The 24,690-nt window shown below is 33.3% G+C and carries 17 protein-coding genes, 2 tRNA genes, 1 rRNA gene, 1 other RNA gene and 1 other annotated feature; of the genes, 5 read left to right on the forward strand and 16 right to left on the reverse strand.

What is annotated here, in order from left to right; genetic code table 11:
- Both BN2409_RS01465 and BN2409_RS01470 read right to left on the reverse strand, forming a co-directional pair.
- Positions 1-177 (reverse strand): 23S ribosomal RNA (locus BN2409_RS01465); the annotation flags it as partial.
- Between the two features lie 48 nt (positions 178-225).
- Positions 226-302 (reverse strand) — tRNA-Ile (locus BN2409_RS01470).
- Between the two features lie 54 nt (positions 303-356).
- Positions 357-1,235 (reverse strand) — a sequence feature (16S ribosomal RNA rRNA prediction is too short).
- 627 nt (positions 1,236-1,862) lie between these two features.
- Between BN2409_RS01470 and BN2409_RS01475 the strand changes: the two genes are divergently transcribed.
- The gene (locus BN2409_RS01475) at positions 1,863-3,338 is read left to right on the forward strand and encodes a Na+/H+ antiporter NhaC family protein (RefSeq protein WP_242847895.1); all 1,476 of its coding nucleotides are present in this window, start codon (positions 1,863-1,865) and stop codon (positions 3,336-3,338) included.
- A gap of 40 nt (positions 3,339-3,378) precedes the next feature.
- Here BN2409_RS01475 and BN2409_RS01480 read toward each other — a convergent pair whose 3' ends face one another.
- From BN2409_RS01480 to BN2409_RS01495, 4 genes are all read right to left on the reverse strand, one after another.
- Positions 3,379-3,972: a 50S ribosomal protein L25 gene (locus tag BN2409_RS01480; protein WP_053954897.1), complete on the reverse strand. Its 594-nt coding sequence runs from the start codon at positions 3,970-3,972 to the stop codon at positions 3,379-3,381.
- A gap of 335 nt (positions 3,973-4,307) precedes the next feature.
- Positions 4,308-6,350 carry a methyl-accepting chemotaxis protein gene (locus tag BN2409_RS01485; RefSeq protein ID WP_053954898.1) on the reverse strand — a complete coding sequence of 681 codons (2,043 nt, stop codon included), beginning with the start codon at positions 6,348-6,350 and terminating at the stop codon, positions 4,308-4,310.
- A gap of 183 nt (positions 6,351-6,533) precedes the next feature.
- Positions 6,534-8,576 carry a methyl-accepting chemotaxis protein gene (locus tag BN2409_RS01490; protein WP_053954899.1) on the reverse strand — a complete coding sequence of 681 codons (2,043 nt, stop codon included), beginning with the start codon at positions 8,574-8,576 and terminating at the stop codon, positions 6,534-6,536.
- Between the two features lie 141 nt (positions 8,577-8,717).
- A complete protein-coding gene (locus BN2409_RS01495; protein WP_053954900.1) occupies positions 8,718-9,311 on the reverse strand; it encodes a 50S ribosomal protein L25 in 594 nt (197 codons plus the stop codon).
- A 174-nt stretch (positions 9,312-9,485) separates the two neighbouring features.
- On the opposite strand from BN2409_RS01495, the gene BN2409_RS01500 reads away from it, so the two are divergent.
- The gene (locus tag BN2409_RS01500) at positions 9,486-9,998 is read left to right on the forward strand and encodes a GerMN domain-containing protein (protein WP_053954901.1); all 513 of its coding nucleotides are present in this window, start codon (positions 9,486-9,488) and stop codon (positions 9,996-9,998) included.
- 40 nt (positions 9,999-10,038) lie between these two features.
- On the opposite strand, the gene nifJ is transcribed toward BN2409_RS01500, so the two are convergent.
- From nifJ to BN2409_RS01545, 10 genes are all read right to left on the reverse strand, one after another.
- Complete coding sequence (nifJ, locus tag BN2409_RS01505; RefSeq protein ID WP_053954902.1) at positions 10,039-13,557, reverse strand: pyruvate:ferredoxin (flavodoxin) oxidoreductase; 3,519 nt, start codon at positions 13,555-13,557, stop codon at positions 10,039-10,041.
- A gap of 426 nt (positions 13,558-13,983) precedes the next feature.
- The gene (locus BN2409_RS01510; RefSeq protein ID WP_053954903.1) at positions 13,984-14,256 is read right to left on the reverse strand and encodes a pro-sigmaK processing inhibitor BofA family protein; all 273 of its coding nucleotides are present in this window, start codon (positions 14,254-14,256) and stop codon (positions 13,984-13,986) included.
- A 95-nt stretch (positions 14,257-14,351) separates the two neighbouring features.
- The gene (locus tag BN2409_RS01515) at positions 14,352-14,645 is read right to left on the reverse strand and encodes a YaaL family protein (protein WP_053954904.1); all 294 of its coding nucleotides are present in this window, start codon (positions 14,643-14,645) and stop codon (positions 14,352-14,354) included.
- 110 nt (positions 14,646-14,755) lie between these two features.
- On the reverse strand, positions 14,756-15,340 hold the full coding sequence (rbr, locus tag BN2409_RS01520) for a rubrerythrin (protein ID WP_053954905.1): 585 nt from the start codon (positions 15,338-15,340) through the stop codon (positions 14,756-14,758).
- A 168-nt stretch (positions 15,341-15,508) separates the two neighbouring features.
- Complete coding sequence (recR, locus tag BN2409_RS01525; RefSeq protein WP_053954906.1) at positions 15,509-16,108, reverse strand: recombination mediator RecR; 600 nt, start codon at positions 16,106-16,108, stop codon at positions 15,509-15,511.
- Positions 16,109-16,158: 50 nt separating this feature from the next.
- Positions 16,159-16,503 (reverse strand): YbaB/EbfC family nucleoid-associated protein, encoded by a 345-nt coding sequence (locus BN2409_RS01530; protein ID WP_053954907.1) that lies wholly within the window; start codon positions 16,501-16,503, stop codon positions 16,159-16,161.
- 71 nt (positions 16,504-16,574) lie between these two features.
- Positions 16,575-18,170 (reverse strand): DNA polymerase III subunit gamma/tau, encoded by a 1,596-nt coding sequence (gene dnaX, locus BN2409_RS01535; protein ID WP_053954908.1) that lies wholly within the window; start codon positions 18,168-18,170, stop codon positions 16,575-16,577.
- A gap of 193 nt (positions 18,171-18,363) precedes the next feature.
- An RNA gene (gene ffs / locus BN2409_RS16675) (signal recognition particle sRNA large type) lies at positions 18,364-18,628 on the reverse strand.
- 22 nt (positions 18,629-18,650) lie between these two features.
- Positions 18,651-18,739, reverse strand: a tRNA-Ser gene (locus tag BN2409_RS01540).
- 214 nt (positions 18,740-18,953) lie between these two features.
- Positions 18,954-20,582 (reverse strand): ABC1 kinase family protein, encoded by a 1,629-nt coding sequence (locus tag BN2409_RS01545; RefSeq protein ID WP_053954909.1) that lies wholly within the window; start codon positions 20,580-20,582, stop codon positions 18,954-18,956.
- A 111-nt stretch (positions 20,583-20,693) separates the two neighbouring features.
- Here BN2409_RS01545 and BN2409_RS01550 point away from each other — a divergent pair, with 111 nt between their 5' ends.
- Genes BN2409_RS01550 through BN2409_RS01560 form a run of 3 tightly spaced genes read left to right on the forward strand, consistent with a single transcriptional unit; the run spans position 20,694 to position 24,690 of the window.
- Complete coding sequence (locus BN2409_RS01550) at positions 20,694-21,206, forward strand: NADH-quinone oxidoreductase subunit NuoE family protein (protein ID WP_053954910.1); 513 nt, start codon at positions 20,694-20,696, stop codon at positions 21,204-21,206.
- On the forward strand, positions 21,203-22,942 hold the full coding sequence (gene nuoF / locus BN2409_RS01555; protein WP_053954911.1) for an NADH-quinone oxidoreductase subunit NuoF: 1,740 nt from the start codon (positions 21,203-21,205) through the stop codon (positions 22,940-22,942). The genes BN2409_RS01550 and nuoF overlap by 4 nt, the downstream gene beginning before the upstream one ends.
- On the forward strand, positions 22,939-24,690 hold the full coding sequence (locus tag BN2409_RS01560) for an NADH-dependent [FeFe] hydrogenase, group A6 (RefSeq protein ID WP_053954912.1): 1,752 nt from the start codon (positions 22,939-22,941) through the stop codon (positions 24,688-24,690). Before nuoF ends, BN2409_RS01560 begins: the two co-directional genes overlap by 4 nt.

Below are 24,690 nucleotides of genomic sequence, written 5' to 3' on the forward strand. Positions count from 1 at the left end.
CTCACTACCTATGTATTCAGTAGTGGGTACCTAAGTATTACCCTAGGTAGGTTTCCCCATTCGGAAATCCACGGATCAAAGCCTGCTTGCGGCTACCCGTGGCTTATCGCAGCTTACCACGTCCTTCATCGACTCCTGGTGCCAAGGCATTCGCCCTATGCTCTTAATAACTTGACCAGAAATTGTATTTCACTTCATTTGCATTGTTCAATTTTCAAGGTACATTGGTGGGCTTGGGAGGACTCGAACCTCCGACCTCACGCTTATCAGGCGTGCGCTCTAACCACCTGAGCTACAAGCCCATGGAGAGTTAACCTCTCAAAACTAGACAGCTCAAGAAATGATTTGCTCCTTAGAAAGGAGGTGATCCAGCCGCACCTTCCGATACGGCTACCTTGTTACGACTTCACCCTAGTTATTGATTTCACCTTCGGCAGCTTCTTCCTTGCGGTTAGATCGCTGACTTCGGGTGCCCCCAACTCCCATGGTGTGACGGGCGGTGTGTACAAGACCCGGGAACGCATTCACCGCGACATTCTGATCCGCGATTACTAGCAACTCCAGCTTCATGTGGGCGAGTTGCAGCCCACAATCCGAACTGAGACTGGCTTTTAAGATTGGCTCCAGATTACTCTTTCGCTACCCGTTGTACCAGCCATTGTAGCACGTGTGTAGCCCAGAACATAAGGGGCATGATGATTTGACGTCATCCCCACCTTCCTCCGAGTTATCCTCGGCGGTCTCTTTAGAGTGCCCACCCAAAGTGCTGGCAACTAAAGACAAGGGTTGCGCTCGTTGCGGGACTTAACCCAACATCTCACGACACGAGCTGACGACAACCATGCACCACCTGTCTCTCTGTCCCCGAAGGGATTTCCCCGATTAAGGGTAATGCAGAGGATGTCAAGTCCTGGTAAGGTTCTTCGCGTTGCTTCGAATTAAACCACATGCTCCGCTGCTTGTGCGGGTCCCCGTCAATTCCTTTGAGTTTCAGTCTTGCGACCGTACTCCCCAGGCGGAGTGCTTATTGCGTTAACTGCGGCACCGAGGGGGGTAACCCCCGACACCTAGCACTCATCGTTTACGGCGTGGACTACCAGGGTATCTAATCCTGTTCGCTNGCTTCTTGCTCAAAATATCATTTTGGCATTTTGCATGTTTTTGCTTGTCATTTCTTGTGCTGTTTAGTTTTCAAAGGTCAATATGACTTGTTGTCGTTTTAGCGACTTAATCATCTTATCATTTTTATTTCTTGTTGTCAATCACTTTTTTATTTTTTTATTTTGTGTGATTTGATTTGTTGCGACAACATTTAATAATTTATCATATATTCTTTTACGTGTCAATATTTTTTTATTTTTATTTTATATTAATAAATTCTAAGCTACATATGAATTTGAATTTACCTTATATAAAAGAAATAACAGATTATATTCTTAAAATTTGAATATAGTTTTCAAAATAAAATAAGCTTTACAGCTTCTAGGAATTATTTTCTAAATTTTCCTGTATATTGATTGAATAGTGATAATGTTATACATTTTTTAGAAATTTATTAAGATTATCAGTTTTTTCTATATAACAAATATTTCCTATAACATTTTCTAGAATCCATATAGGTGCTATAATCTTATCTATATATAAGCCGATAGGTTATATATAGGGTCTATTTTCGAATCTGATGTACTAGGAAATGCATAAAACAAAGGAATCTTAATATGAAAAATTTCATCTTGTAATGTATCTTATGATCCTTATCATAACCCTTCTCTATGTTTGGTTTACATTATTCAATTGATATTTTTGCCTAGAACAACAGATTGTATGTACAAAACAATATTATTATAGGAGGCTTTTGAATCATGAATGGAATGAAATCTCTATTTAAGATAAGTCCTGTATTTTTAATAGCAGGCCTTATGATTGGAGGAGTAGATGCCCTGTTAGCTGCTCCCGCTGCTACACTTTATGCTGCTATTGTAGCTATGCTCACCGAAAAGATGGGTTTTAATGACCTTTTGGAAACTTCTGTTCAAAATGTAAAAGAACTAAATCTTGTATTTTTTATCCTTATGATGGCTTACGCTATGGCAGAGGTCTTTATGGCATCTGGAGTAGGCGCTTCTATTATCATTATGGCTTTAAATCTTGGAGTAACAGGAAAAACAATTGCCGTTGTAGGCTTCTTTGTTACATCTATTCTTTCAGTTGCAACAGGTACTTCTTGGGGAACTTTTGCAGCTTGTGCACCTATTTTTCTATGGTTAAATCATATCGTAGGAGGAAATCTTTTACTTACTTGTGCTGCAATAGCAGGAGGAGCTTGCTTTGGGGACAATATAGGTCTTATCTCTGATACTACTGTTGTAAGCTCTGGTATACAAAAAGTTGAAGTAATCGATAGAATTAGACATCAAGGTGTTTGGGCATTACTTAGCCTTGTTGCTGCCGGAGTAATATTCTTCTTTATGGGATTAGGTCTTCCAGGAGATACAGCATCTGCTAGTGAAGCAATCAATCAAATTACTCCAGATGTAATGAATTATCTACAAGCAGAAAGACCTTCTTCTGTAGTATTATTAAATCAAGTAAAACAAGGGGTACCACTTTATATGATTATCCCTTTACTATTAGTTCTTGTAGCAGCTATTAAAGGACTTCCTACTATAGCTTGCCTAGGTATAGGAATCATTGCATCTTTTGGATTGGGTAGTGTTGCTGGAACTATTAAAAGTTTAGGAACTTTTTCAGAACTTGTAATGGCAGGCTTTAAAGATGCTGGAAGTTGGGTTATCGTAATGATGATGTGGATTGGAGCTTTTGGCGGAATTATGTCTAAAATAAAAGCCTTTGATCCTCTATCAAAACTCGTACTAAGAATGGTAAGAAATGTAAGACAACTTATGTTTGCAAATGGAATCTTAAGTATATTAGGGAATGCAGCTCTAGCCGATGAGATGGCTCAAATCGTAACAATAGGACCAATCATTAAAGATCTTACAGATCAAAACGTAGAAGCTTCAGAAGAAGATATGTATAAACTAAGACTTAGAAATGCTACCTTTGGATCCTCTTTAGGAGTATTTGGATCACAACTTGTTCCTTGGCATGTTTATATAGGATTTTATGTAGGAATCGCTTCTGCTGTATATCCTCTACATACCTTTGTGGCTATGGATATTATCAAATACAATTTTATGGCTATGATTTCCGTAGCCAGCATATTAATATTTACACTGACTGGTCTTGATCGATTGATCCCAGGCTTTGGACTTCCTAGTGAACCTGCTGTAAAACTTAGAAAAAGCAATTCTTATGCAGAATCTAAAATATCATAATATGTATTATAAAAGGCTATAATCAAAAGATTATAGCCTTTTATTCTATAGCTTCAGAAGAATCTTCTTCCGTTTCTTCTATTTTTTCTGCTTTTGTAAGAGATGCAATAATCTCCTGTGGTTGATTAAGAATACTAATCTCTTTTGAGAATTCCATATCTGCAACCTTTAAAGGATTTCCAGGTGCCAAGCTAGATATATCTATTGCTATACTTTCTGGAATATTCGTAGGTAAACACTCTACATGCACTTCTCTTAGTTGCTGTTGTACCACTCCTCTATTAGCCTCTGCTCTTTCTCTTCCTATTAATCGAATAGGCACTATCGTTTGAATAGGTTTATTTTTAGATATTTCCTGAAAATCTATATGCTGTATTTCATTTGTAATTGGATTTCTTTGAACTTCTTTCATCATTACTACAGCACGATCTGTATCCATATTTAAATCTAAGAAAACATTCATTCCATAATTTCTAATGATTTGATTGATCTCCATCTTCCCTACTTCTATAGGTTGTGTTACTCTACTTGGTCCATATACTATTGCTGGAATATATCCTGCATCCCTTGTTCTATGAGATGGACCTTTTCCTGTTTCACTCCTTAAATCTGCTTGAATAGAAGCTTTTAACATATTTACCCCTCCTAAACCTATGGTCTAGTAGTAAGTATATCCAATCCATTTTTTTATCATACTAATAATTTTCTACACATTCAAAAAGGCGTCTCATGGACGCCTTCAGACTATTACAAAACTATACTTTAGCAAAGTCATAAAAATTAGGAACATTTATTGAGAATTTGTGAAAATATAGAATAAGGGAGAAAATCATTAGCATTACACTGTTTGAGCAAAGCGAGTTTGTAATGCTATTTTCGATCGTTTCTTTATATTTTCCAAATTTGAAAATTTAGTGACGTTTTTTATGACTTTGTCTACAAATTAAAACCGTCTCATAGTCGCCTTCCCTACATAACAAATTTGTTGATTTCTATAGTCAATTCTTTTGTCAGTTCATTGAGTTGATTTGCTGCATTCGCTACTTCATCTACAGTACTTGCTTGTTGTTGCATAGATGCACTTACTTGTTCTGCAGAAGCTGCTGTTTCTTCTGAAACTGCTGAAATATTTTGTATAGAGAGTACAATATCATCCTTGTCTCCATTAATTTTTTCAATTTCTAAACTGATATTCTCAATTCGATCCGTAATATTTTTAATAGTTGTATAAATATGATTAAAAGAGTCATTTACATCCATTACAGCTTTTGATTGTTCTTCTGATCTTTCTTTTACTTCTTTCATAGTTTTTACACTCTCATTAGCTTGACTTTGTATGTCTCCTACTACTTTTTTTATTTCATCAGCAGATTGTCTAGATCCTTCTGCAAGCTTTCTGATTTCATCTGCCACTACTGCAAATCCTCTCCCTGCATCTCCTGCACGTGCCGCTTCAATAGATGCATTGAGTGCTAATAAGTTGGTTTGTTCTGCTATAGAATTGATGGTTTCAATCATATCTCCTATGTTTCTTGATTTTTCTTCTAATTCATAAATCACTTTTTCTATCTTTATGGTAGATTCATTATTTAAGTTTGTTTTTTGTTTTAATTCTCCTACTACCTTTGTCCCTGCTTGACTTGCATCAATCACAGTTTTTGCTGAATTTGACATGTCTTCATTTTCTGCCATTAACTGTTTAAATTTATCATCTAGATTCGATACTAGTAAAGCTCCTTTTTCAGTATCTTGTGCTTGTTCACTTACTCCTTTTGCAATCTCTTCAACAGCTCTTGATACTTCTTCTATAGATACATTTGTTTGCTCAGATGAAGCCGCTAAATTTGTTGCCGATCTTGATACTTCTTCACTAATATGATTGGCCTTACAAATTAATTCTTTTATACTATCTACCATAGTATTAAAAGTAGTAGAAATCTCTCCTATTTCATCATTAGAGTCTATATTTAACTTCACAGACAAGTCCCCTTTTGAAACAGAACTTAATCCAGCTAAAATCTTAGGTACATTCTTTAAAATTTTCTTCGTAAAAAGAAAAATTACTACACTTAAAACAATACAACTAAATGTATATATGAGAATGACAATGGTTCTAATTTTTTTAACATATTCTAGTATATAATCTTCATCTATTGTCATACCTATGGACCATCCATTTAATTTGATAGGAGTATAAGCCATATATTTTTTTACCCCATCAACAGTATATTCTTTTGTATCTGATTCTCCTTTGATCATACTTTGTGCAATTTCACCAATTTCACCTGACTCTTTTGCCATATTTACTTTTAGAATTTTATCTTTATCTGGATGATATACTACATTTCCTTGTTGATCTAGGAGTACAGCATAACTGTTTTCACCAATTTTATATTGGGATAATATTGTTTCTAATTGATCTATATAGATGTCAATAGCAGCAGCCCCTATAGATCTTGATTCTTCAAATATAGGTGTAGCTACAGTTACTGCTACTTTTCCTGTAACGCTATCTACATAAGGAGAGGAAAAATATGTATCTCCCTTTTTAACTGTATCTATATACCAAGGCCTTTTTAACAAATCATAATCAGCTGCTACTTCATAATTTCTATCTTCACTAATAAAATTTTTATTATTTTCTAACGCTACATAAACCAATCCTAGATCAGTATCCGAATTTTTTACTCTTTGTAAGGTGTTTAATATGGCTTCATAACCTGGTAGTTGTTTAACTGCTTTTCGATCCGTTACACTTTCTGTTTCTTTAATATAATGGATGATATTTTCTGTATAAGCCAAAGTCGGAGTAATGGCATATTTTTTTGCAAAAAAAGCTTCTACCTTCGTTCCAATATTGTTTGCTTCATTCATAATTTGTTTCATTGCTAATTCATTCACCATACTGCTTACTCTACTATTAATAAATACTCCAGTAAATACAAAAATCATAATAGCTACAGATAAAACTACCGCCAACAGTTTATTTGCAATATTCATATTTTTTTTCATTAAAATCCTCCTTTATTTAAAATATTTTATATTACATATTTCGACACAAACAAACATTTTCTTTTGCGATTTTTGCATTTTATGGACTATTGTAATTTTTTCTAATATTGTAAAATATTTATCCATTTGTACAGCTCTTAAACATTTTTTTAAATAACGCAAACAAAAAGGGCCTAAGCCCTTTTATATTACAAATTTATTGATTTCTGTAGTCAATTCTTTTGTAAGTTCATTGAGTTGATTTGCTGCATTAGCTACTGCATCTACAGTACTTGCTTGTTGCTGCATAGATGCACTTACTTCTTCTACGGAAGCTGCTGTTTCTTCTGAAACTGCTGAAATATTTTGTATAGAGAGTACGATATCATCTTTATCTGTATTCATTTTTTCAATTCCTAAACTAATATTGTCTATTTTATCTGTAATACTTTGAATGGACATATAAATATGATCAAAAGACTCATTCACGTCTATTACTGCTTTAGATTGTTCCTCGGATCTTTCTTTTACCTCTTTCATGGTTTGTACACTTTCATTGGCTTGATTTTGGATATCTTCTATTACTCTTTTAATTTCCTCTGCCGATTTTCCTGAGCCTTCTGCAAGCTTTCTGATTTCATCTGCTACTACTGCAAATCCTTTTCCTGCTTCTCCTGCACGTGCCGCTTCAATAGATGCATTGAGTGCTAATAAATTGGTTTGTTCTGCTATAGAATTGATAGTTTCTATCATATCTCCTATATTTCTTGATTTTTGTTCTAATTCATAAATCACTCTTTCTATCTTTTTAGTAGATTCATTATTCAAAGTAGTTTTTTGTTTTAATTCTTCTACTGTCTTTGTTCCTTCTTGACTTGCATCAATGACTCCCTTTGCTGAATTGGACATGCCTTTATTTTCTTGAATGAGTTCTTTAAATTGATCATCTAGATTAGATACCAATAAAGCTCCTTTTTCAGTATCTTGCGCTTGTTCCGTTACTCCTTTTGCAATCTCTTCAACAGCCCTTGTTACTTCTTCTATAGATATATTCGTTTGGTCTGATGCTTGAGCTAAATGGGTTGCAGATTTTAATACTTCTGCACTAATATGATTCACTTTTCCAATTAATTCTTTTATACTTCTCACCATCATATTAAAAGTAGTGGCGATTTCTCCTATTTCATCATTGGAGTCTATATTTAAATCTACAGATAAATTTCCTTTTGAAACAGAAGTTAACCCCTCTAAAATTTTAGGTATATTCTTTAATATTTTCTTTGTAAACACAAAAATAGCTACACTTAAAACAATACAGCTCAGTGTATATATTAAAATAACTATAGTTCTAATTTTTTTAATATAATCTGATATATAATTTTCATCTATTGTCATAGCAATAGACCATCCATTTAACTCAATAGGTGTATAAGCCATACGTTTTTTTACTCCATCTATAGTATATTCTTTGATATTTGATTCTCCTCTAATCATACTTTTTCCAATTTCACCAATTTCACCTGACTCTTTTGCCATATTTACTTTTAAAATTTTATCTTTATCAGGATGATACACTACATTTCCTTGTGAATCTAGCAGTACTGCATAGCTATTTTTTCCAATTTTGTATTGAGATAATATTTCTCCCAATTCTTCTATATAAATATCCAATACAGATGCACCTATAGACTTTGAATTTTCAAATATAGGTGTAGCTACGCTAACTACTGTTTTCCCTGTCACACCATCTATATATGGAGAAGTAAAATATGTATTCCCACTTTTTATAGTATCTGTATACCAAGATTTTTGGGATAAATCATAATCATCTGCTACTTCATAATTTCTATCATCACTTATAAAATTATTATTTTTTTCTAATGCTATGTATACTAATGCTAAATCAGGATCAGAGGCTTTCACACTTTGTAATGTATTTAACACTGCTTCATAGCTTGGTAATTGCTTAACTGACTTTCGATCCCCTACGCTCTCTGTTTCTTTTATGTAATTGACGATATGATTTGTATTGGCAATAGTTGGAGTGATGGCATATTTTTTTGCAAAGAAAGTTTCTACTTTAGAAGCAATACTCTTAGATTCATTCATCACTTGCTTCATCACCAATTCATTGACTATGCTACTTACTTTGCTATTGATCACAATTCCAGAAAATATAAAGATAATCATTGCCAAAGTAAGTATTACCGCAAGCAATTTGTTTGCAATACTTATATTTTTTTTCATAAAATCCTCCTCTTATTTTATATATTTAATCTAGTATTTCGACATTTATTTACTTTTTCCTTTTTGTTTAAAAAATAATGGGATCATTTTTGTCCTATTCTTTTTAATTTTTCGCACAAAAAAAAGGGCCTAAGCCCTTTTTTATATACTTTCTTCCTCTTCATTTGTCACTTCTATTTTACTTACTCCTGTAAGAAGTGCAATCACTTCTTCTGGCTCACTTAATACCTCAATATTTTCATTTTTCCATATATCTAAATGTTCTACTAATAGAGGTTCTCCAAATGCCATTTTAGATGCATCAATCTCTATACTTTGAGGAAGATATTTAGGATATGTTTGAATTTCTATTTCTTCCATTTGTTGTTGAAGTACTACTGTTGTATCTTTTATTTTGTTTCTATTGATCAAATAAATAGGTAGTTTAACTCTTACTTTTTCATCTGCTTCTAATTCTTGTAAATCTATATGTAAAACATTTAGTTTTGTAGTATGCCGTTGAATTTCTTTAATAATAGCAGGTTTGATTTTTTCTCCTATTTTTACTTCAACATTTGATCCAATGCCATAACAATTTAAAACTTTTTCTGTTTCTGATTTGTTAAATTGAACATCTGTTGTCTTTTTATTCCTTCCATAAAGGACAGCTGGAATAAATCCTTCTTTTCTTAATTCCTTTAATGATTTTTTTGTATTTATTTCTCTTGCTTGTGCTTTTAATAATGGTTTTGCCATTTTCTCTCCCCCTCTATATTATTTTGTATCCCATATCTATTAAACCAGATTTTTATAAATTTTTCAAATTTTTGTTTTTTTGATTGATATTCATTCAATTTAAAAATGATTTTGCAAGATAGATTATTTTTTATAATTAATGGTATAATAGAAACAAATACAAGGAGGGATCATATGAAAAAATGGATATGTTTTGTACTTATAACACTTTTAGCAGTAGGTTGTACTCCTAAAGGTTCTAAAGAGCCTGAACCTAAGGAACCACAAAAACAAGAAACATTAGTTTCTTTATATTATGCAAATGATGAGTACATAAACACAGGAGATGAGAGTAAAGAAAAGTTTATAAAAATCGAGAAAAAATTTGAGAAAAATAAAGATTTTCCTATGTCTATTTTAAAAGAACTTCAAAAGAAGCCTGATGATGAAAATGCACAAACGCTTATTTCTGATTTAAAATTTTTAGATGTAGAAATAAAAGATAAAACAGCTTATGTAAATCTTTCCTCAAAAAATTTAAATGGTGGATCTTTACAAGAACTTTTTGTAATTGGTCAAGTTGTATACTCTTTGACTTCCGTTGAGGATATTAAAGAAGTTCAATTTTTAGTAGATGGTGAAAAAACAGATACACTCATGGGCCATTACGATACAAGCACTCCTTTTACAAAGGATACAGAATTATAGAATAAAAAAGTGTGAGGCTTTATGCCTCACACTTTTTTATTTATTGTGCTAATTTTTTATAAGTTTCATATTTTTCTTTTGCATCTCGTTCTGCTTTTTCAAACAATTCTTCAGCAATTTCTGGGAATTGTCTCTTAAGTGAACTATATCTTACTTGTGCGTCAATAAATTCTCTAAAGCTTGCTTTTGGCTCTTTAGAATCTAAGATAAATGGATTTTTACCTTCTTCTTTAAGAACTGGATTGTATCTATATAGATGCCAATATCCACAATCCACAGCTTTTTTAATATTGTCTTGACTTCTTCCCATACCTTCTCTTAATCCATGATTGATACATGGTGCATAAGCAATGATTAGAGATGGTCCATCATACTTTTCAGCTTCTATAACAGCTTTCATAAATTGGTTTTTATCTGCACCTATACCTACTTGAGCTACATATACATAACCATAATTTGCAGCCATCATACCAAGATCTTTTTTCTTAATCTTTTTACCAGATGCAGCAAATTTAGCTACAGCTGCTGTAGGAGTTGCTTTTGAAGACTGTCCGCCAGTATTTGAATAAACTTCTGTATCAAATACTAATACATTTACATTTTCTCCAGAAGCTAGAACATGGTCCAATCCACCATATCCAATATCATTTGCCCATCCGTCTCCACCAAGAATCCAAATAGATTTTTTGATTAAGAAATCTTTCTTTTCTTTAATTTGTGATAATATATCTTTTGCTTTTTCATCTGCACAACTTTCAAGTATTGGAAGAATTTTTGATGTTGCAACTTTAGACCCTTCTGCATCATCTTCATTTTCTAGCCATTCTACAAATGGAGCTTTGATTTCTTCAGATAGATCTAATTGAATCAATTCATTGATTAAATCTTTTATTTTACTTCTCATTTGTTTTACGCCTACAGCCATACCATATCCATACTCAGCATTATCTTCAAATAATGAATTTGCCCAAGCAGGTCCTTTACCTTCAGCATTTTTGCAATAAGGTGTAGCTGGTGCTGAAGCTCCCCAGATAGAAGAACATCCTGTTGCATTAGCAATCATCATTCGATCTCCAAATAATTGAGTAATTACTTTTGCATATGGAGTTTCTCCACATCCCGCACAGGCTCCTGAGAATTCAAGAAGTGGTTGTTCAAATTGACTTCCCTTTACTGTTTCTTTATTCATTGGATTTTGTTTTGGAGAAACACTCATTGCATAATCCCAATTTGGAACTTGAACTTCTGTATGTTTTTCAATTGGTTCCATTACTAATGCTTTTTGTTTTGCAGGACAAATATCTGCACAGTTTCCACATCCAGTACAATCTAGTGCACTTACTTGCATACGATATTTATATCCTTCAAGTCCTTTTCCACTAGCTTGAGCCATTTCAAAACCTTCTGGTGCTTTGTTTGCTTCTTCTTCATTTAAAAGTATTGGTCTAATTGCAGCATGAGGACATACAAATGAACATTGATTACATTGGATACAATTTTCTTTGATCCAATTCGGAACATTTACAGCAATACCACGTTTTTCATAAGCTGCTGTACCATGTGGGAAAGTTCCATCTTCTCGTCCTTCAAATGTACTTACTGGAAGTGCATCTCCCTTTTGAGCATTCATAGGTCTTAATACCTCTTTGATAAACGCTGGTGCTTCTGATGTTGCTGCAGCTTCTTCTTGTGCCCCCGCCCAAGCATTTGGAACCTCTACTTTTACTAATGCACCTATTCCTTTATCTACAGCTGCATAGTTCATATTTACAATTTTTTCACCTTTTTTGCCATAAGATTTTACGATAGCATCTTTTAAATATTTTATAGCATCTTCAATAGGAATAACTTTAGCAAGTTTAAAAAATGCTGCTTGCATAATCATATTTGTTCTTCTACCAAGTCCAATTTCTTCAGCAATAGCTGTTGCATTGATAATATAGAAATCAATATTATGGTCCTTGATATATTTTTTCATAGATGCTGGAAGTTTTTCTTCTAGTTCATCTACTGTCCATCTACAGTTTAGAAGGAATGTTCCTCCGTCTCTCAATCCATCTAATAAATCATATTGATTTACATATGCAGGAGTTGAACAAGATACAAAATCTGCATCACTAATTAAGTAAGTAGATTTGATTGGTTTTGTACCAAATCTTAAGTGAGAAATAGTTACTCCACCAGATTTTTTAGAGTCATATGCAAAATATCCTTGCGCATACATATCTGTATTGTCTCCAATGATCTTAATAGCACTCTTATTTGCTCCTACTGTACCATCAGATCCTAGTCCCCAGAATTTACATCTAATAGTTCCTTCTGAAGCTACTGAGATATTTTCTTTTATTTCAAGTGATGTATGAGTTACATCATCTACAATACCAATAGTAAATCCATTTTTAGGTTGATCTAACAATAAGTTATCAAATACAGATTTGATTTGAGAAGGTGTTGTATCTTTAGACCCAAGTCCGTAACGTCCTCCTACAATAATTGGTGTATTTTCCTTGTCATAGAATAAGGAACGTACATCTAGATATAATGGTTCTCCTACTGCTCCTGGTTCTTTTGTTCTATCTAGTACTGCAATCTTTTTAACTGTCTTTGGAAGTACATCAAAGAAATATTTTTCAGAGAATGGCCTATAAAGACGTACAACCACTACCCCTACCTTTTCTCCTTTTTGATTTAAATACTCAACAGTTTCTTCAATTGCATCTGTTACAGAACCCATTGCAACAATTACTCTATCTGCATCCGGAGCCCCTATGTAATCAAAAGGCTTGTAGCTTCTTCCTGTAATTTTTTCTATTTCTTTCATATAGTCTGCTACGATATCAGGAATTGCTTCATAATATCTATTGGATGCTTCTCTTGCTTGGAAGAAAATATCTGGATTTTGTGCAGTACCACGAGTTACAGGATGCTCTGGATTTAGAGCATGACATCTAAATTCTTTTATTTTTTCGTAATCTACAAGCTTTGCAAAATCTTCATAATCTATAACTTCTATCTTTTGAATTTCATGAGAAGTTCTAAATCCATCAAAGAAATGTAAGAATGGCACTCTACCTTTAATAGCAGATAAATGTGCAACTCCTGCCAAATCCATTGCTTCTTGTACACTTGCAGAAGCTAAAAGTGCAAAACCAGTTTGACGTGTAGCCATAACGTCTGAATGGTCTCCAAAAATAGATAAAGCATGACTTGCTACTGCACGAGCACTTACATGGAATACTCCTGGAAGTAGCTCTCCTGCAATTTTATACATATTAGGAATCATAAGAAGTAATCCTTGTGAAGCAGTAAAAGTAGTAGTAAGTGCTCCTGCTGCTAATGATCCATGAACTGCTCCTGCTGCTCCTGCTTCAGATTGCATTTCAGTGACCTTTACCTCTTGTCCAAAAATATTTTTTTGTCCATGAGAAGCCCATTCATCTACAAATTCTGCCATATTAGATGATGGTGTAATCGGATAAATTGCTGCAACATCAGTAAATGCATAAGAAACATATGCAGCAGCTGTGTTACCATCCATAGTTTTCATTTTCTTTGCCATCGTACTTCCCCCTTTAGTAATATTTAGTAGCTTTTTTTCATTGTATTACATTTTATAGAAAAATTCTAGTTTTTCAATCTTTTTTGATTTAAAATAAAAATTTGCATCTATTTTTAGAATATATATATTATTTTATTTTTTCTGTATTATGACAACGTTATCCTATTGTTCCTGTATTATTACATTTTTCTTCATTTTTAAAACAGCTTCGATTTTTTTTGATATATATTGACACACACCACTACAACAGCTCTCTTCGGTTAGTATAACAGAATAAAAAATCAGTGTCAATATATTGTATATAAGAAAAAATAGACCTCATCATAAGGGCTATTTGATAAAATTTCTTCTTACTTTTTAGCATTTTAAAAAAGTACACCCTAAAAATCATGAAATAGGAATGTACTTCTTACGTTTATTGATTCATTATAATAAATATTGTAAAACAACCATTAATATCACCCCAGGAACTCCTAAAAATCCTGCTACTAATGCAGTCAGAGGATTGATTCCAATATGTAGATTTAAAAATGATCCTATAAAATTAAGAACCACCAGCATAATTCCTCCAACGATTCCATTATAGATAAACTTCATAATCAATTTGATAGGTATCAATAAAATATATCCTAAAATATATAAAAGAATTAGTCCAAAGGCATAAGCCAAAAGTATATTTAACTCTATACCCATTCCCATTTTCGTCCCCCCTTTGTCATCTTAATTTATTATATAATCATTATACCAATAATATGATTTTTATTCATTATAAAAGGCAGGAAAATTCCTGCCTTTTACTGCATAGATGCTTTAATGCCCAGTTCTCTTGCTACTCGCATCAAATATATATATCTTGTTTTTGCTGCCTCAACTCTATAAATTGCATAATCAACTAAATCTGGATCCGTAACATTTTGAAAGAAAGCTTCTGCATTTCTCCACTCTTCATGGGCAGATTTAATAGTATCAATTATTTTGTCTTCTTCCGTCCTCATATCTTCCCCATGAAAAACTTGAGCATACACACCTGAAATCATGTTGAAGAATCCATTTTCATTTTTTTCTGCACGACTTTCTCCTCTTCTCATGCAACCCCCCCAATTTCGCTTATATGTATATATTATCCATTTTGGGGACGAATTATACGTATAAACAAAATGTTTCTGGAGAGAATTTATGCTAGAAGTTTTAAACTTTTTTAATAAGTTTCAACAAAGACTTCAAAATGTCCTTGAGGATGTACACAGGCAGGACATACCTTCGGTGCATCATCTCCTTCATGAATATATCCACAATTATTACATTTCCATCTTACAACTTTATCTTTTTTGAATACTGTATTATTATGGATATTTTCAAGAAGCTTTCTATATCTTGCTTCATGGTGCTTTTCTACTTCAGCTATTTTTCTGAATGCTACTGCAATCTGAGGAAATCCTTCTTCATCAGCAATATCAGCAAAATTAGGATAAAGATCTGACCATTCTTCATTTTCTCCCTCAGCTGCCCATAAAAGGTTTTGTTTTGTATCTCCTAATCCCACTGGATAAGCTGCAGTCATCTCTACTGCATCTCCCATTAAACTTTCATTTAAAAATTTGAAAAATCTTTTGGCATGTTCTTTTTCATTTTCAGCAGTTTCTAAAAATAAATTAGAAATTTGTACATATCCTTCTTTTTTCGCTGTAGATGCGTAATAAGTATATCTATTTCTTGCTTGCGATTCTCCTGCAAATGCTTTCATTAAATTTTGAGCAGTTTTTGTACCTTTTAAAGATTTCATTAAAAATCCCCCCTATTTTTTTCTCTATAGTCATAGATACCCTTTTTGATCCATATAACACATTTATTTTTTAAAAAGCAAACTTTTATCACATTTTTGCATAAAATAAATCAAACCATAGTTTAAAGGTATTTTCTTTTACCTTTTTCTATGGTTTTTGATAAAAATTTATAATTCTCGTCTTCCTTCTAATGCTTTGGATAAAGTGACTTCATCTGCATATTCCAAATCTCCTCCTACAGGAATCCCATGAGCAATTCTTGTAACTTTGATTCCTAATGGTTTTATAAGCTTTGAAATATACATAGCTGTGGCTTCTCCCTCTATGGTAGGGTTTGTAGCTAATATGATTTCTTTGATTTCTTTTCCTTGTATTCTCATTAAAAGTTCTTTGATTTTAATTTCCTCAGGACCTATTCCTTCCATAGGAGAAATAGCTCCATGAAGGACATGATAGACTCCTTCAAATTCTTTTGTTTTTTCCATGGCAATCACATCTTTAGGATCTTCTACAACACAAATCAATTGTGAATCTCTATGGGTATTTCTACATATATAGCAAGGATCCATATCTGTAATATTAGCACATTCTGAACAATATCTAGTATTTCTTTTAGCATCTACAATAGCTTGTGATAGATTTTGTGCATCTTCTATATTCATATTTAAAACATGAAAAGCAAGTCTTTGAGCTGTTTTTCTTCCTATGCCAGGAAGTCTTGAAAACTCATCTATAAGCTTTGCAATAGGTGCTGCGTAATAATTCATCTCAATCTCCTTTCTTCATACATAAAAACCGAGCCTTAAGGCTCGGCAACCTAGAATAAACCTGGAACGTTCATTCCTCCTGTAATTTTTCCCATTTCTTTAGACGTCATCTCATCAGCTTTTCTTAAAGCCTCGTTTATAGCAGCTATAATTAAATCTTGTAGCATTTCAACATCATCTGGATCTACTGCTTCTGGATCAATATTTATATCTAAAACTTCTTTTTTTCCATTTACTTTTACAGTAACTACTCCGCCACCAGCACTTGCTTCTACTTCTTTTTCTTCTAATTCTCCTTGCATCTTTTCCATTTCTTTTTGCATCTTTTGTACTTGCTTTAACATATTATTCATATTTCCAGGCATCATTGGCATTTTGCCCTTACCTTTTGCCATATTCTCTCCTCCATTTCTAGAAAGTTTTCACTATATTATACCATATATAGATGGGTAATTATACAGATTCATTACTCTATAATTTCTACTTGATTCTCTCCAAATAGCTCTATAATCTTTTGTACTTCTTCATCCTCTTTAGACTGCTCTCCTTTAGGCATAGTATGAAGTTCATCTTCCATAACGCATTTTAAATGTAGCTTTTGCCCCACCATTTCTGTCACAACATCTTCAATAAATTCTTTATAAGGACTTTTTTCTGCTGCTTCCTTATGAAATCCATATCCTTGTTTAAAAGATACAATGAGTTGATTCCCAGAAACCTCTACAAGCTCTCCTTCCATTAAAACTGCATAAATGGAAATTTTTCTTTTCTTTATCACTTGCAAAATTTGACTCCATCCTTTTTTTAAAGATTCTAATGGAATCCTTTTGACAGAAGGATTTTTATGTTTTTCTTCCTTTTTTTCATCCAAATCTTTAGATTTTTCTTCCTGCGTTTCTATGTGGATTTTTCCTGACTGAATGACTTTTTCTAGCTGAGCAATTCTCTCTACTAACCCCTCTATAGATACATCCATTTGTGGTTTAGAAAGTTTGATCATAGAAATTTCTAAAAAGACTCGGGGCTGAGTCGTCCATTTGACTTCTGCTAGTGTAGATGATAATTCTTGAATAGCCCTTATAATCTCATTCATAGATATTTTGTTTTCTTGTTCCCTAAGCCTTTGTATATTTTCTTTGGACATATGAATAATTCGATCTGGCGCATTGGATACTTTTGTCATCATCAGATTTCTATAATGCTGTAATAAATCTTTTATAAATTGTTGTATATCTTTTCCCAAGGATACTATTTCTTCAATTTGTTCTATTAAATTTTGTGTCTCTCTATTGGCAATGGCTTCTACTATTTTAAATAAATACTCATCACTTACAGTTCCTAAAAGATCTATTACATGTTCATAAGTAATTTTACCATTTTCAAAGGATATACATTGATCTAATATGCTTAAAGCATCTCTCATGGCTCCATCTGAATTCCTTGCAATAAGATGAAGTGCTTCTTCTTCTACCTCAATACCCATATGAGTACAAATATGATTCATTCGATCTATAAGATCTGTTTCTGTTACTCTTTTAAAATCAAATCTTTGACATCTTGATAAAATCGTTGCAGGAATCTTATGAGGCTCTGTAGTAGCTAAAATAAATAATGCATAGCTAGGAGGTTCTTCTAAAGTTTTTAAAAGAGCATTAAAAGCACCTGTAGAGAGCATATGCACCTCATCAATAATGTATACTTTATATTTTCCATTGGTGGGTGGATATTGTACATTTTCTCGTAATTCTCTAATATCATCCACCCCATTATTAGAAGCGGCATCTATTTCTATTACATCCATAATATTTTCGTGTAATATTCCACTACAATTTTCACATGTATTACATGGATTGTACTCTTTTGGTTGAAGGCAGTTTACTGCTCTTGCAAATATTTTAGCTGTAGAAGTTTTTCCCGTTCCCCTTGTTCCACAAAAAAGATACGCATGAGCAATGTTATTGTTTCTGATTTGATTTTTTAAAGTCTTTGTAATATGCTCTTGTCCTACTACATCTTCAAAAACTTGTGGCCTCCACTTCCTATAAAGAGCCATATATGCCATACCATACACCTGCTTTCATATAGAATATACCTGAATAAGAAAAATTCTTTCATTTCATTCAGAATTTCCCTTCCTTAAAATTTATAGAAACTTTAATCTTCTAAAATAGTTAACAATTTTAACTTTTCTATACCATTGTAATTAACATAAAAAAACATGTAGTTTTTTCTACATGTAAGTATTTTATGTAAGGCTGTGCACCTATCGTTGATAGGTTACTACAAACGTAACCTGTACAGTTAACTCGGTTTAGGCTCCCCTGCGGCACACTAGAGTGCCCACTTACCGTTGCTTCCTTCCGGATCTGGCGGGGTTCATGAGTTCTAGTTGCGCAGGACCCAATCTTCATCGCCACTTATACAGGGCAGACTTCACAGTAACAAACCGTCGATAGGCATTCAATCCTGCTACAGCGGATTGCAGGTTACAGGGCACCGCTACCTCCCCATCTAGCACAGCAAACTTTATAAACTTTTTAATTGGCGGAGAGAGCGGGACTCGAACCCGCGGGGCCTTGCGGCCTTACACGCTTTCCAGGCGTGCCCCTTAGCCAACTCGGACATCTCTCCATAGCGGGACATCTACTAATATATCATATTTAGACATAAATGACAAGTATCTAATTTTTTCATATAGTACCAAATTATAATCATTTTGCGTATTATTCATTCCAACTATTAACTTTAATAAAGTCATAAAATTCGCAAGCTCATGGCGCCAACGAAATCTCTTCATTGCATTCAAGATTTCCGTTGCTTAAAAATAAGAAACAATTATTGAGAATCACATCTTTTCATTTCTAAGAATCATGATCAAAAGATATATTCCCATAATGGCCGCACTTACATATCCGATCAGTCCAAAAAATGACATATCATATATTTTGGGTCCTACATTTGCAGTAATCACTAACGAAGAGCCTACTACAATAGAAGAAATAATAAGAGCAAACACAATTCTATTTGCCATCTTACTTAATTCTCTTATAGTCTCCTCCATATGAGCATGTTCTATCTTTACCTTTAACTTTCCTGCTAGTGCACTATTCATTAGTTCTAAGCTTTTGATGGGAATTTTTAATCCATATTTAGATAGTTGGTATATATTTTCTATTTGTTCTATTAGATCTTGTTTAAAATCTCTTTTAAAAAGAATATGTTCTTTTATATAAGGAAGTGCTGCATCCATCATATTCATCTTTGGATCAAGCTTTTGTACAACCCCTTGGATCGTCATCATTCCTTTTAAGAACATGGTAATATTTTTGGGCATAGAAAGATTGTTTCTCTTGCTTACTTGAAATATTTCATTCATAAACTGAGGAAAGTCAATATCTGATATGTTTTGTTGTACATATTTATTATAAATTTCTTCAATATCAGAATACAATCTATTCATTTGGACTTTTCCCTTTTTTATTCCTATTTTTACAACATTTTGAGTGATTTTTTCTATATCTTTTGTGGCAGATGCATATAATAACTCATTGAGTTTATATTTCATTCCCTCATCTAAACTTCCCATCATACCAAAATCTATATAAGCAATTTTTTTATGAGCAATCAACAAATTTCCTGGATGCGGGTCTGCATGAAAATATCCATCCTCAAATACTTGTTTCATATAATGATGCGTAAGCTTTTTTGCAATTTCTTTCAAATCATATCCACTTCTTTTTAAATCATCAATATTACTAATTTTAATTCCTTTTATGTATTCCATAACTAAAATATTAGAGGTAGTATATTCCTTGTAAACTTTAGGAGAAATCGCATATTGTATATTTTTATTTTTTTCATCAAATTTTTCTATATTATTTGCTTCATGGAAAAAATCTAATTCTTTTTTCATCATTTCTCCTATTTCATCTATCACCTCTTCAAAATCTATTACATTTTTCTGTGGAGCAAACTTTCCTATCTTTGTAAGCTTTTTTAAAAGAGCAATATCATTCATCATTACTTCTTTTACAAAGGGTCTTTGAATTTTTAAAACAACTTCTTCTCCTCTTTGTGTACATGCTAGATGTACTTGAGCCATAGAAGCTGATGCAATAGGCTCTTTTTCTAAATAGGAAAATACTTCTATTATTGGTCTTTTTAACTCCTTCTCAATAAGGTTTTGAATATCTTCAAATTTTTCAATTTTTACTTGATCTTGAAGCTTCTCAAATTCAAGGATATATTCTTCTGGTAATATATCTGGTCTTGTAGATAGAATTTGTCCTATTTTTATAAAAGTTGGTCCTAATTCCTCTAAAGCCTCTCTTGCATTTTCAGGAGTCATCCTTTCTTTTTTGATTCCATGTTTTATAAATACAGATATAATCTCTCTAATCCTCTTTCTTTCATTGATTGTATTCATTTCATATATTTGCCTCTCTTTTTTATCTTTATTTAATATTATAATCATTATTCCCTTCAATCAATCTATAAATTTTATATGATTTAACCCTTTCATGAATGAACGGTTATAAACTGGGGAAAATTATACAAAGAAAACGATTAGAAAGGATGACTGATTATGCCTAATGTTCAAATAGAACCTCCTCACTCAGACCTACCAAAAGAAAAGTTTGAACAACTAGCCGCTTATATAGATGGTCTAGATACTGCAAGAGGTGCATTAATTGAAATTCTTCATAAAGCACAAGATCTATTTGGTTATCTCCCAAGAGATGTACAACTTTTTGTAGCTAGAAAAATAGGGATTCCTGCTGCTGAAGTTTTTGGAGTTGTTACCTTCTATTCTTATTTTACTACAAAACCTAAAGGAAAACATACTATTAGTGTGTGTATGGGAACTGCATGCTTTGTAAAGGGCTCTAATGAAATATTTGAAGCCTTCAAAGAAAAATTGCACATTAATCCTCAAGAAACTACAGAAGATGGTCTTTTCACTTTAAACGATGTTCGTTGTATAGGTGCATGTGGGCTTGCTCCTGTTGTAACGGTAGATGAAAAAGTATATGGAAAAGTCACCATTGACGATATTGATCATATTATCAAAACCTATAGAAAGGAGGATTCCATGTGAAAATAGATTCTATGGATACTTTACAAAAAATAAGAGAAAAAGCACTAAAAAAAGTAAGATTAAGAAATCCCAATGAAAATATGAAAGATCATCAAGATGATCAAAAAGATATTTTAGTCTGTGGAGGCACAGGCTGTATGGCAAGTGATAGCAATAAGCTGATTAAAAATCTTGAATTGATCTTAAAAGCAAGAGGATATTCTGACAAAGTAAATGTCATCAAAACAGGATGTTTTGGCTTTTGCGAGCAAGGTCCCATTGTCAAAATACAACCTGACAATATATTTTATGTAAAAGTCGGCCCAAAAGATGCCAAGGATATTATTGATAAACATATTATAGGCGGACATCAAATAGAAAGATTGTTGTATAAAAATCCTTCAAATGAAGAAAGAATACACAAACATAAAGATATTCCCTTCTATAAAAAGCAACTACGTATTGCTCTTAGGAATTGTGGACGCATTCATCCTGAAGATATTTATGAATATATTGCTTTTTCTGGATATGAAGCTTTAGGAAAAGTTCTTGACAAATCTCCTGAAGAAGTAATAGATATAGTAAAAAAATCAGGCCTCAGAGGAAGAGGCGGTGGAGGCTTTCCTACAGGTCTTAAGTGGCAGCTTACTCGTGAATCAGAAGGAGATATAAAATATATCATCTGTAATGCTGACGAAGGAGATCCAGGAGCTTTTATGGATAGAAGTATATTAGAAGGAGATCCTCATAGCGTGCTTGAAGCTATGATTATTGGAGGATATGCAATTGGTGCAAATCATGGAGTTATCTATATAAGAGCCGAATATCCACTCGCTGTAGAAAGACTCAATACCGCTATTGATCAAGCAAGAGAATTAGGATTACTAGGAAAAAATATATTTGGTTCAGACTTTCACTTTGACATTACCATAAAATATGGAGCAGGTGCTTTTGTTTGCGGAGAAGAGACTGCTCTAATTAACTCTGTAGAAGGTAGAAGAGGAGAGCCAAACAATAAGCCTCCTTATCCTGCTCAAGAAGGCTATTGGAGTCGTCCTACCTGTGTAAACAACGTAGAAACCTTTGCAAATATTCCTCCTATTATTTTAAAGGGTCCTGAGTGGTTTTCATCTATAGGAACAGAAAAAAGCAAAGGTACAAAAGTATTTGCCCTTGCAGGGAAAATAAACAATATAGGCCTTGTAGAAGTACCTATGGGTACTACTCTTCGTGAAATCATTTATGATGTAGGAGGAGGAATTCATAAAGGGCATAAATTTAAAGCCGTACAAACTGGAGGTCCTTCTGGAGGAGTCATTACAGACAAAGATTTAGATACTCCTATTGATTACGAACACTTAACAGAAATCGGATCTATGATGGGATCTGGTGGAATGATTGTTATGGATGAAACAAATTGCATGGTAAACATTTCAAAATTCTATATGGAATTTATTATGGATGAATCCTGTGGAAGATGTACTCCTTGTAGAGTAGGTACAAAAAGAATGCATGAATATTTACAAAAAATCACTCATGGAGAAGCTACAATGGAAGACTTAGATGCTTTAAAGGAGCTTGCTTATATGATCAAAGATGGATCCCTTTGTGGTTTAGGTCAAACTGCTCCCAATCCAATCTTAAGCACTATGAAATACTTCTTTGATGAATATAGATCTCATATAGAAGATAAAGTTTGTCCTACTGGAGAATGCAAAAAGCTTTCTAGTCCTAAAAATGAGGAGGTGAAAATATGAATGAAGAAAAAATGATTCATATTAGTATAAACGATATGCCATTAGAAGTAAAAGAAGGAATTACAATTCTTGAAGCTGCTCATAAAGCAGGAGTAAAGATCCCTACTTTATGTCATCTAGATTTACACGATTTAAAGCTTGCCAATAAAGTGGCCTCTTGCAGAGTATGTACTGTGGAGTTAATCGGAAAAAATTCTTTAGTGCCAGCTTGTGTTACAAAGGTATCAGAAGGAATGGTCATTCATACAGATTCTATTCGAGCTATCAAAACAAGAAGAATGGCAGTAGAACTTTTATTGTCAAACCATCCTAATGAATGTTTTACATGTCCTAAAAATTTAGAATGTGAATTACAGTCTTTGGCAAAAGAACTTGGAGTACGGGAAATAAAATGGCTTGGAGAAAGAAAAAAATTTGAAAAAGATTTATCTAGCGATGCCATCGTGAAAGATCCTAATAAATGTATTATGTGTAGAAGATGCGAAACCATGTGTAACGAAGTCCAAACATGTGGAATATTATCTGCTATTGGTCGTGGCTTTAAAGCATTTGTAGGTCCTGCCTTTGATATTCCTATGGCAGAATCTTCTTGTACTTATTGTGGACAGTGTGTATCTGTATGTCCTACAGCTGCTTTAACAGAAGTAAACCATACAGACAAAGTATGGAAAGCTTTAGCTGATCCTGATAAACATGTAGTGGTACAGACTGCTCCTGCTATCCGAGTAGCCATTGGAGAATTATTTGGAATGGATGCTGGAACCATTGCCACAGGAAAAATGGTTACAGCCCTTAAAAGAATGAATTTTGATGCTGTATTTGATACGGATTTTGGAGCTGATCTTACCATTATGGAAGAAGCAACAGAATTTATGCATAGGATGGAGCATGGTGGAACCCTACCTATGCTTACAAGCTGCTGTCCTGCTTGGGTAAAATTTATCGAACATCAATTTCCTGAGTTATTAGATGTTCCTTCTACTTGTAGATCTCCTCATATTATGTTTGGAACCATCGCAAAAACCTACTATGCACAAAAGCACAATCTAGATCCTAAAAATATAGTAGTCGTATCTGTCATGCCTTGTATCGCCAAAAAAGCTGAAGCAAAAAGGCCAGAACTTACTAAGGATTATCAAACAGATGTAGATATTGTCATTACTACCAGAGAACTAGGAGCCATGATTAAAGAAGCTGGAATTGATTTTAAGAATCTTCCAGATAGTGAATTTGACCACCCATTAGGAGAAACAACAGGCGCATCTGTCATATTTGGAACAACAGGAGGCGTCATAGAAGCTGCTATGCGTACAGCTTATGAATGGATTACAGGAGAAGAATTAAAAGAAGTTGAGTTTACTCAATTAAGAGGTATGGAAGGCATACGAGAAGCTACTGTAAAAATAAAAGATAAAGACGTACGAATAGGCATCGCTCATGGTCTTGGAAATGCTCGTATTATCCTCGAAAAAATAAGAGATGGAAAATCTCCTTATGATGCCATTGAAATTATGGCTTGTCCTGGAGGATGTATTGGTGGAGGAGGACAACCTTTCCATCATGGAAATGATGAAATCGTAAGGAAAAGACAACAAGCCATCTATGAAGAAGATCGAAATAAAAAAATAAGAAAATCTCATGAAAACACTGAAGTATTAAGGCTGTACAAAGAATTTTTAGGAGAACCTTATGGAGAAAAAGCCCATAAGCTTCTCCACACCCATTATGAAAAGAAAGATAGAATATAA

This window comes from Inediibacterium massiliense (assembly GCF_001282725.1).
Lineage (GTDB): Bacteria > Bacillota > Clostridia > Peptostreptococcales > Thermotaleaceae > Anaerophilus > Anaerophilus massiliensis.

Bases quoted from the DNA above. Each gene is read 5' to 3' on its own strand.
- BN2409_RS01530 (WP_053954907.1), bottom strand. From the start codon at position 16,503: ATGGCAAAAGGTAAGGGCAAAATGCCAATGATGCCTGGAAATATGAAT.
- BN2409_RS01550 (WP_053954910.1), top strand. From the start codon at position 20,694: ATGCCTAATGTTCAAATAGAACCTCCTCACTCAGACCTACCAAAAGAA.
- BN2409_RS01490 (WP_053954899.1), bottom strand. From the start codon at position 8,576: ATGAAAAAAAATATAAGTATTGCAAACAAATTGCTTGCGGTAATACTT.
- BN2409_RS01480 (WP_053954897.1), bottom strand. From the start codon at position 3,972: ATGTTAAAAGCTTCTATTCAAGCAGATTTAAGGAGTGAAACAGGAAAA.
- BN2409_RS01495 (WP_053954900.1), bottom strand. From the start codon at position 9,311: ATGGCAAAACCATTATTAAAAGCACAAGCAAGAGAAATAAATACAAAA.
- BN2409_RS01545 (WP_053954909.1), bottom strand. From the start codon at position 20,582: ATGATTATAATATTAAATAAAGATAAAAAAGAGAGGCAAATATATGAA.
- BN2409_RS01560 (WP_053954912.1), top strand. From the start codon at position 22,939: ATGAATGAAGAAAAAATGATTCATATTAGTATAAACGATATGCCATTA.
- recR (WP_053954906.1), bottom strand. From the start codon at position 16,108: ATGAATTATTACGCAGCACCTATTGCAAAGCTTATAGATGAGTTTTCA.
- nifJ (WP_053954902.1), bottom strand. From the start codon at position 13,557: ATGGCAAAGAAAATGAAAACTATGGATGGTAACACAGCTGCTGCATAT.
- rbr (WP_053954905.1), bottom strand. From the start codon at position 15,340: ATGAAATCTTTAAAAGGTACAAAAACTGCTCAAAATTTAATGAAAGCA.
- BN2409_RS01500 (WP_053954901.1), top strand. From the start codon at position 9,486: ATGAAAAAATGGATATGTTTTGTACTTATAACACTTTTAGCAGTAGGT.
- BN2409_RS01475 (WP_242847895.1), top strand. From the start codon at position 1,863: ATGAATGGAATGAAATCTCTATTTAAGATAAGTCCTGTATTTTTAATA.
- BN2409_RS01510 (WP_053954903.1), bottom strand. From the start codon at position 14,256: ATGGGAATGGGTATAGAGTTAAATATACTTTTGGCTTATGCCTTTGGA.
- BN2409_RS01515 (WP_053954904.1), bottom strand. From the start codon at position 14,645: ATGAGAAGAGGAGAAAGTCGTGCAGAAAAAAATGAAAATGGATTCTTC.
- BN2409_RS01485 (WP_053954898.1), bottom strand. From the start codon at position 6,350: ATGAAAAAAAATATGAATATTGCAAATAAACTGTTGGCGGTAGTTTTA.
- dnaX (WP_053954908.1), bottom strand. From the start codon at position 18,170: ATGGCATATATGGCTCTTTATAGGAAGTGGAGGCCACAAGTTTTTGAA.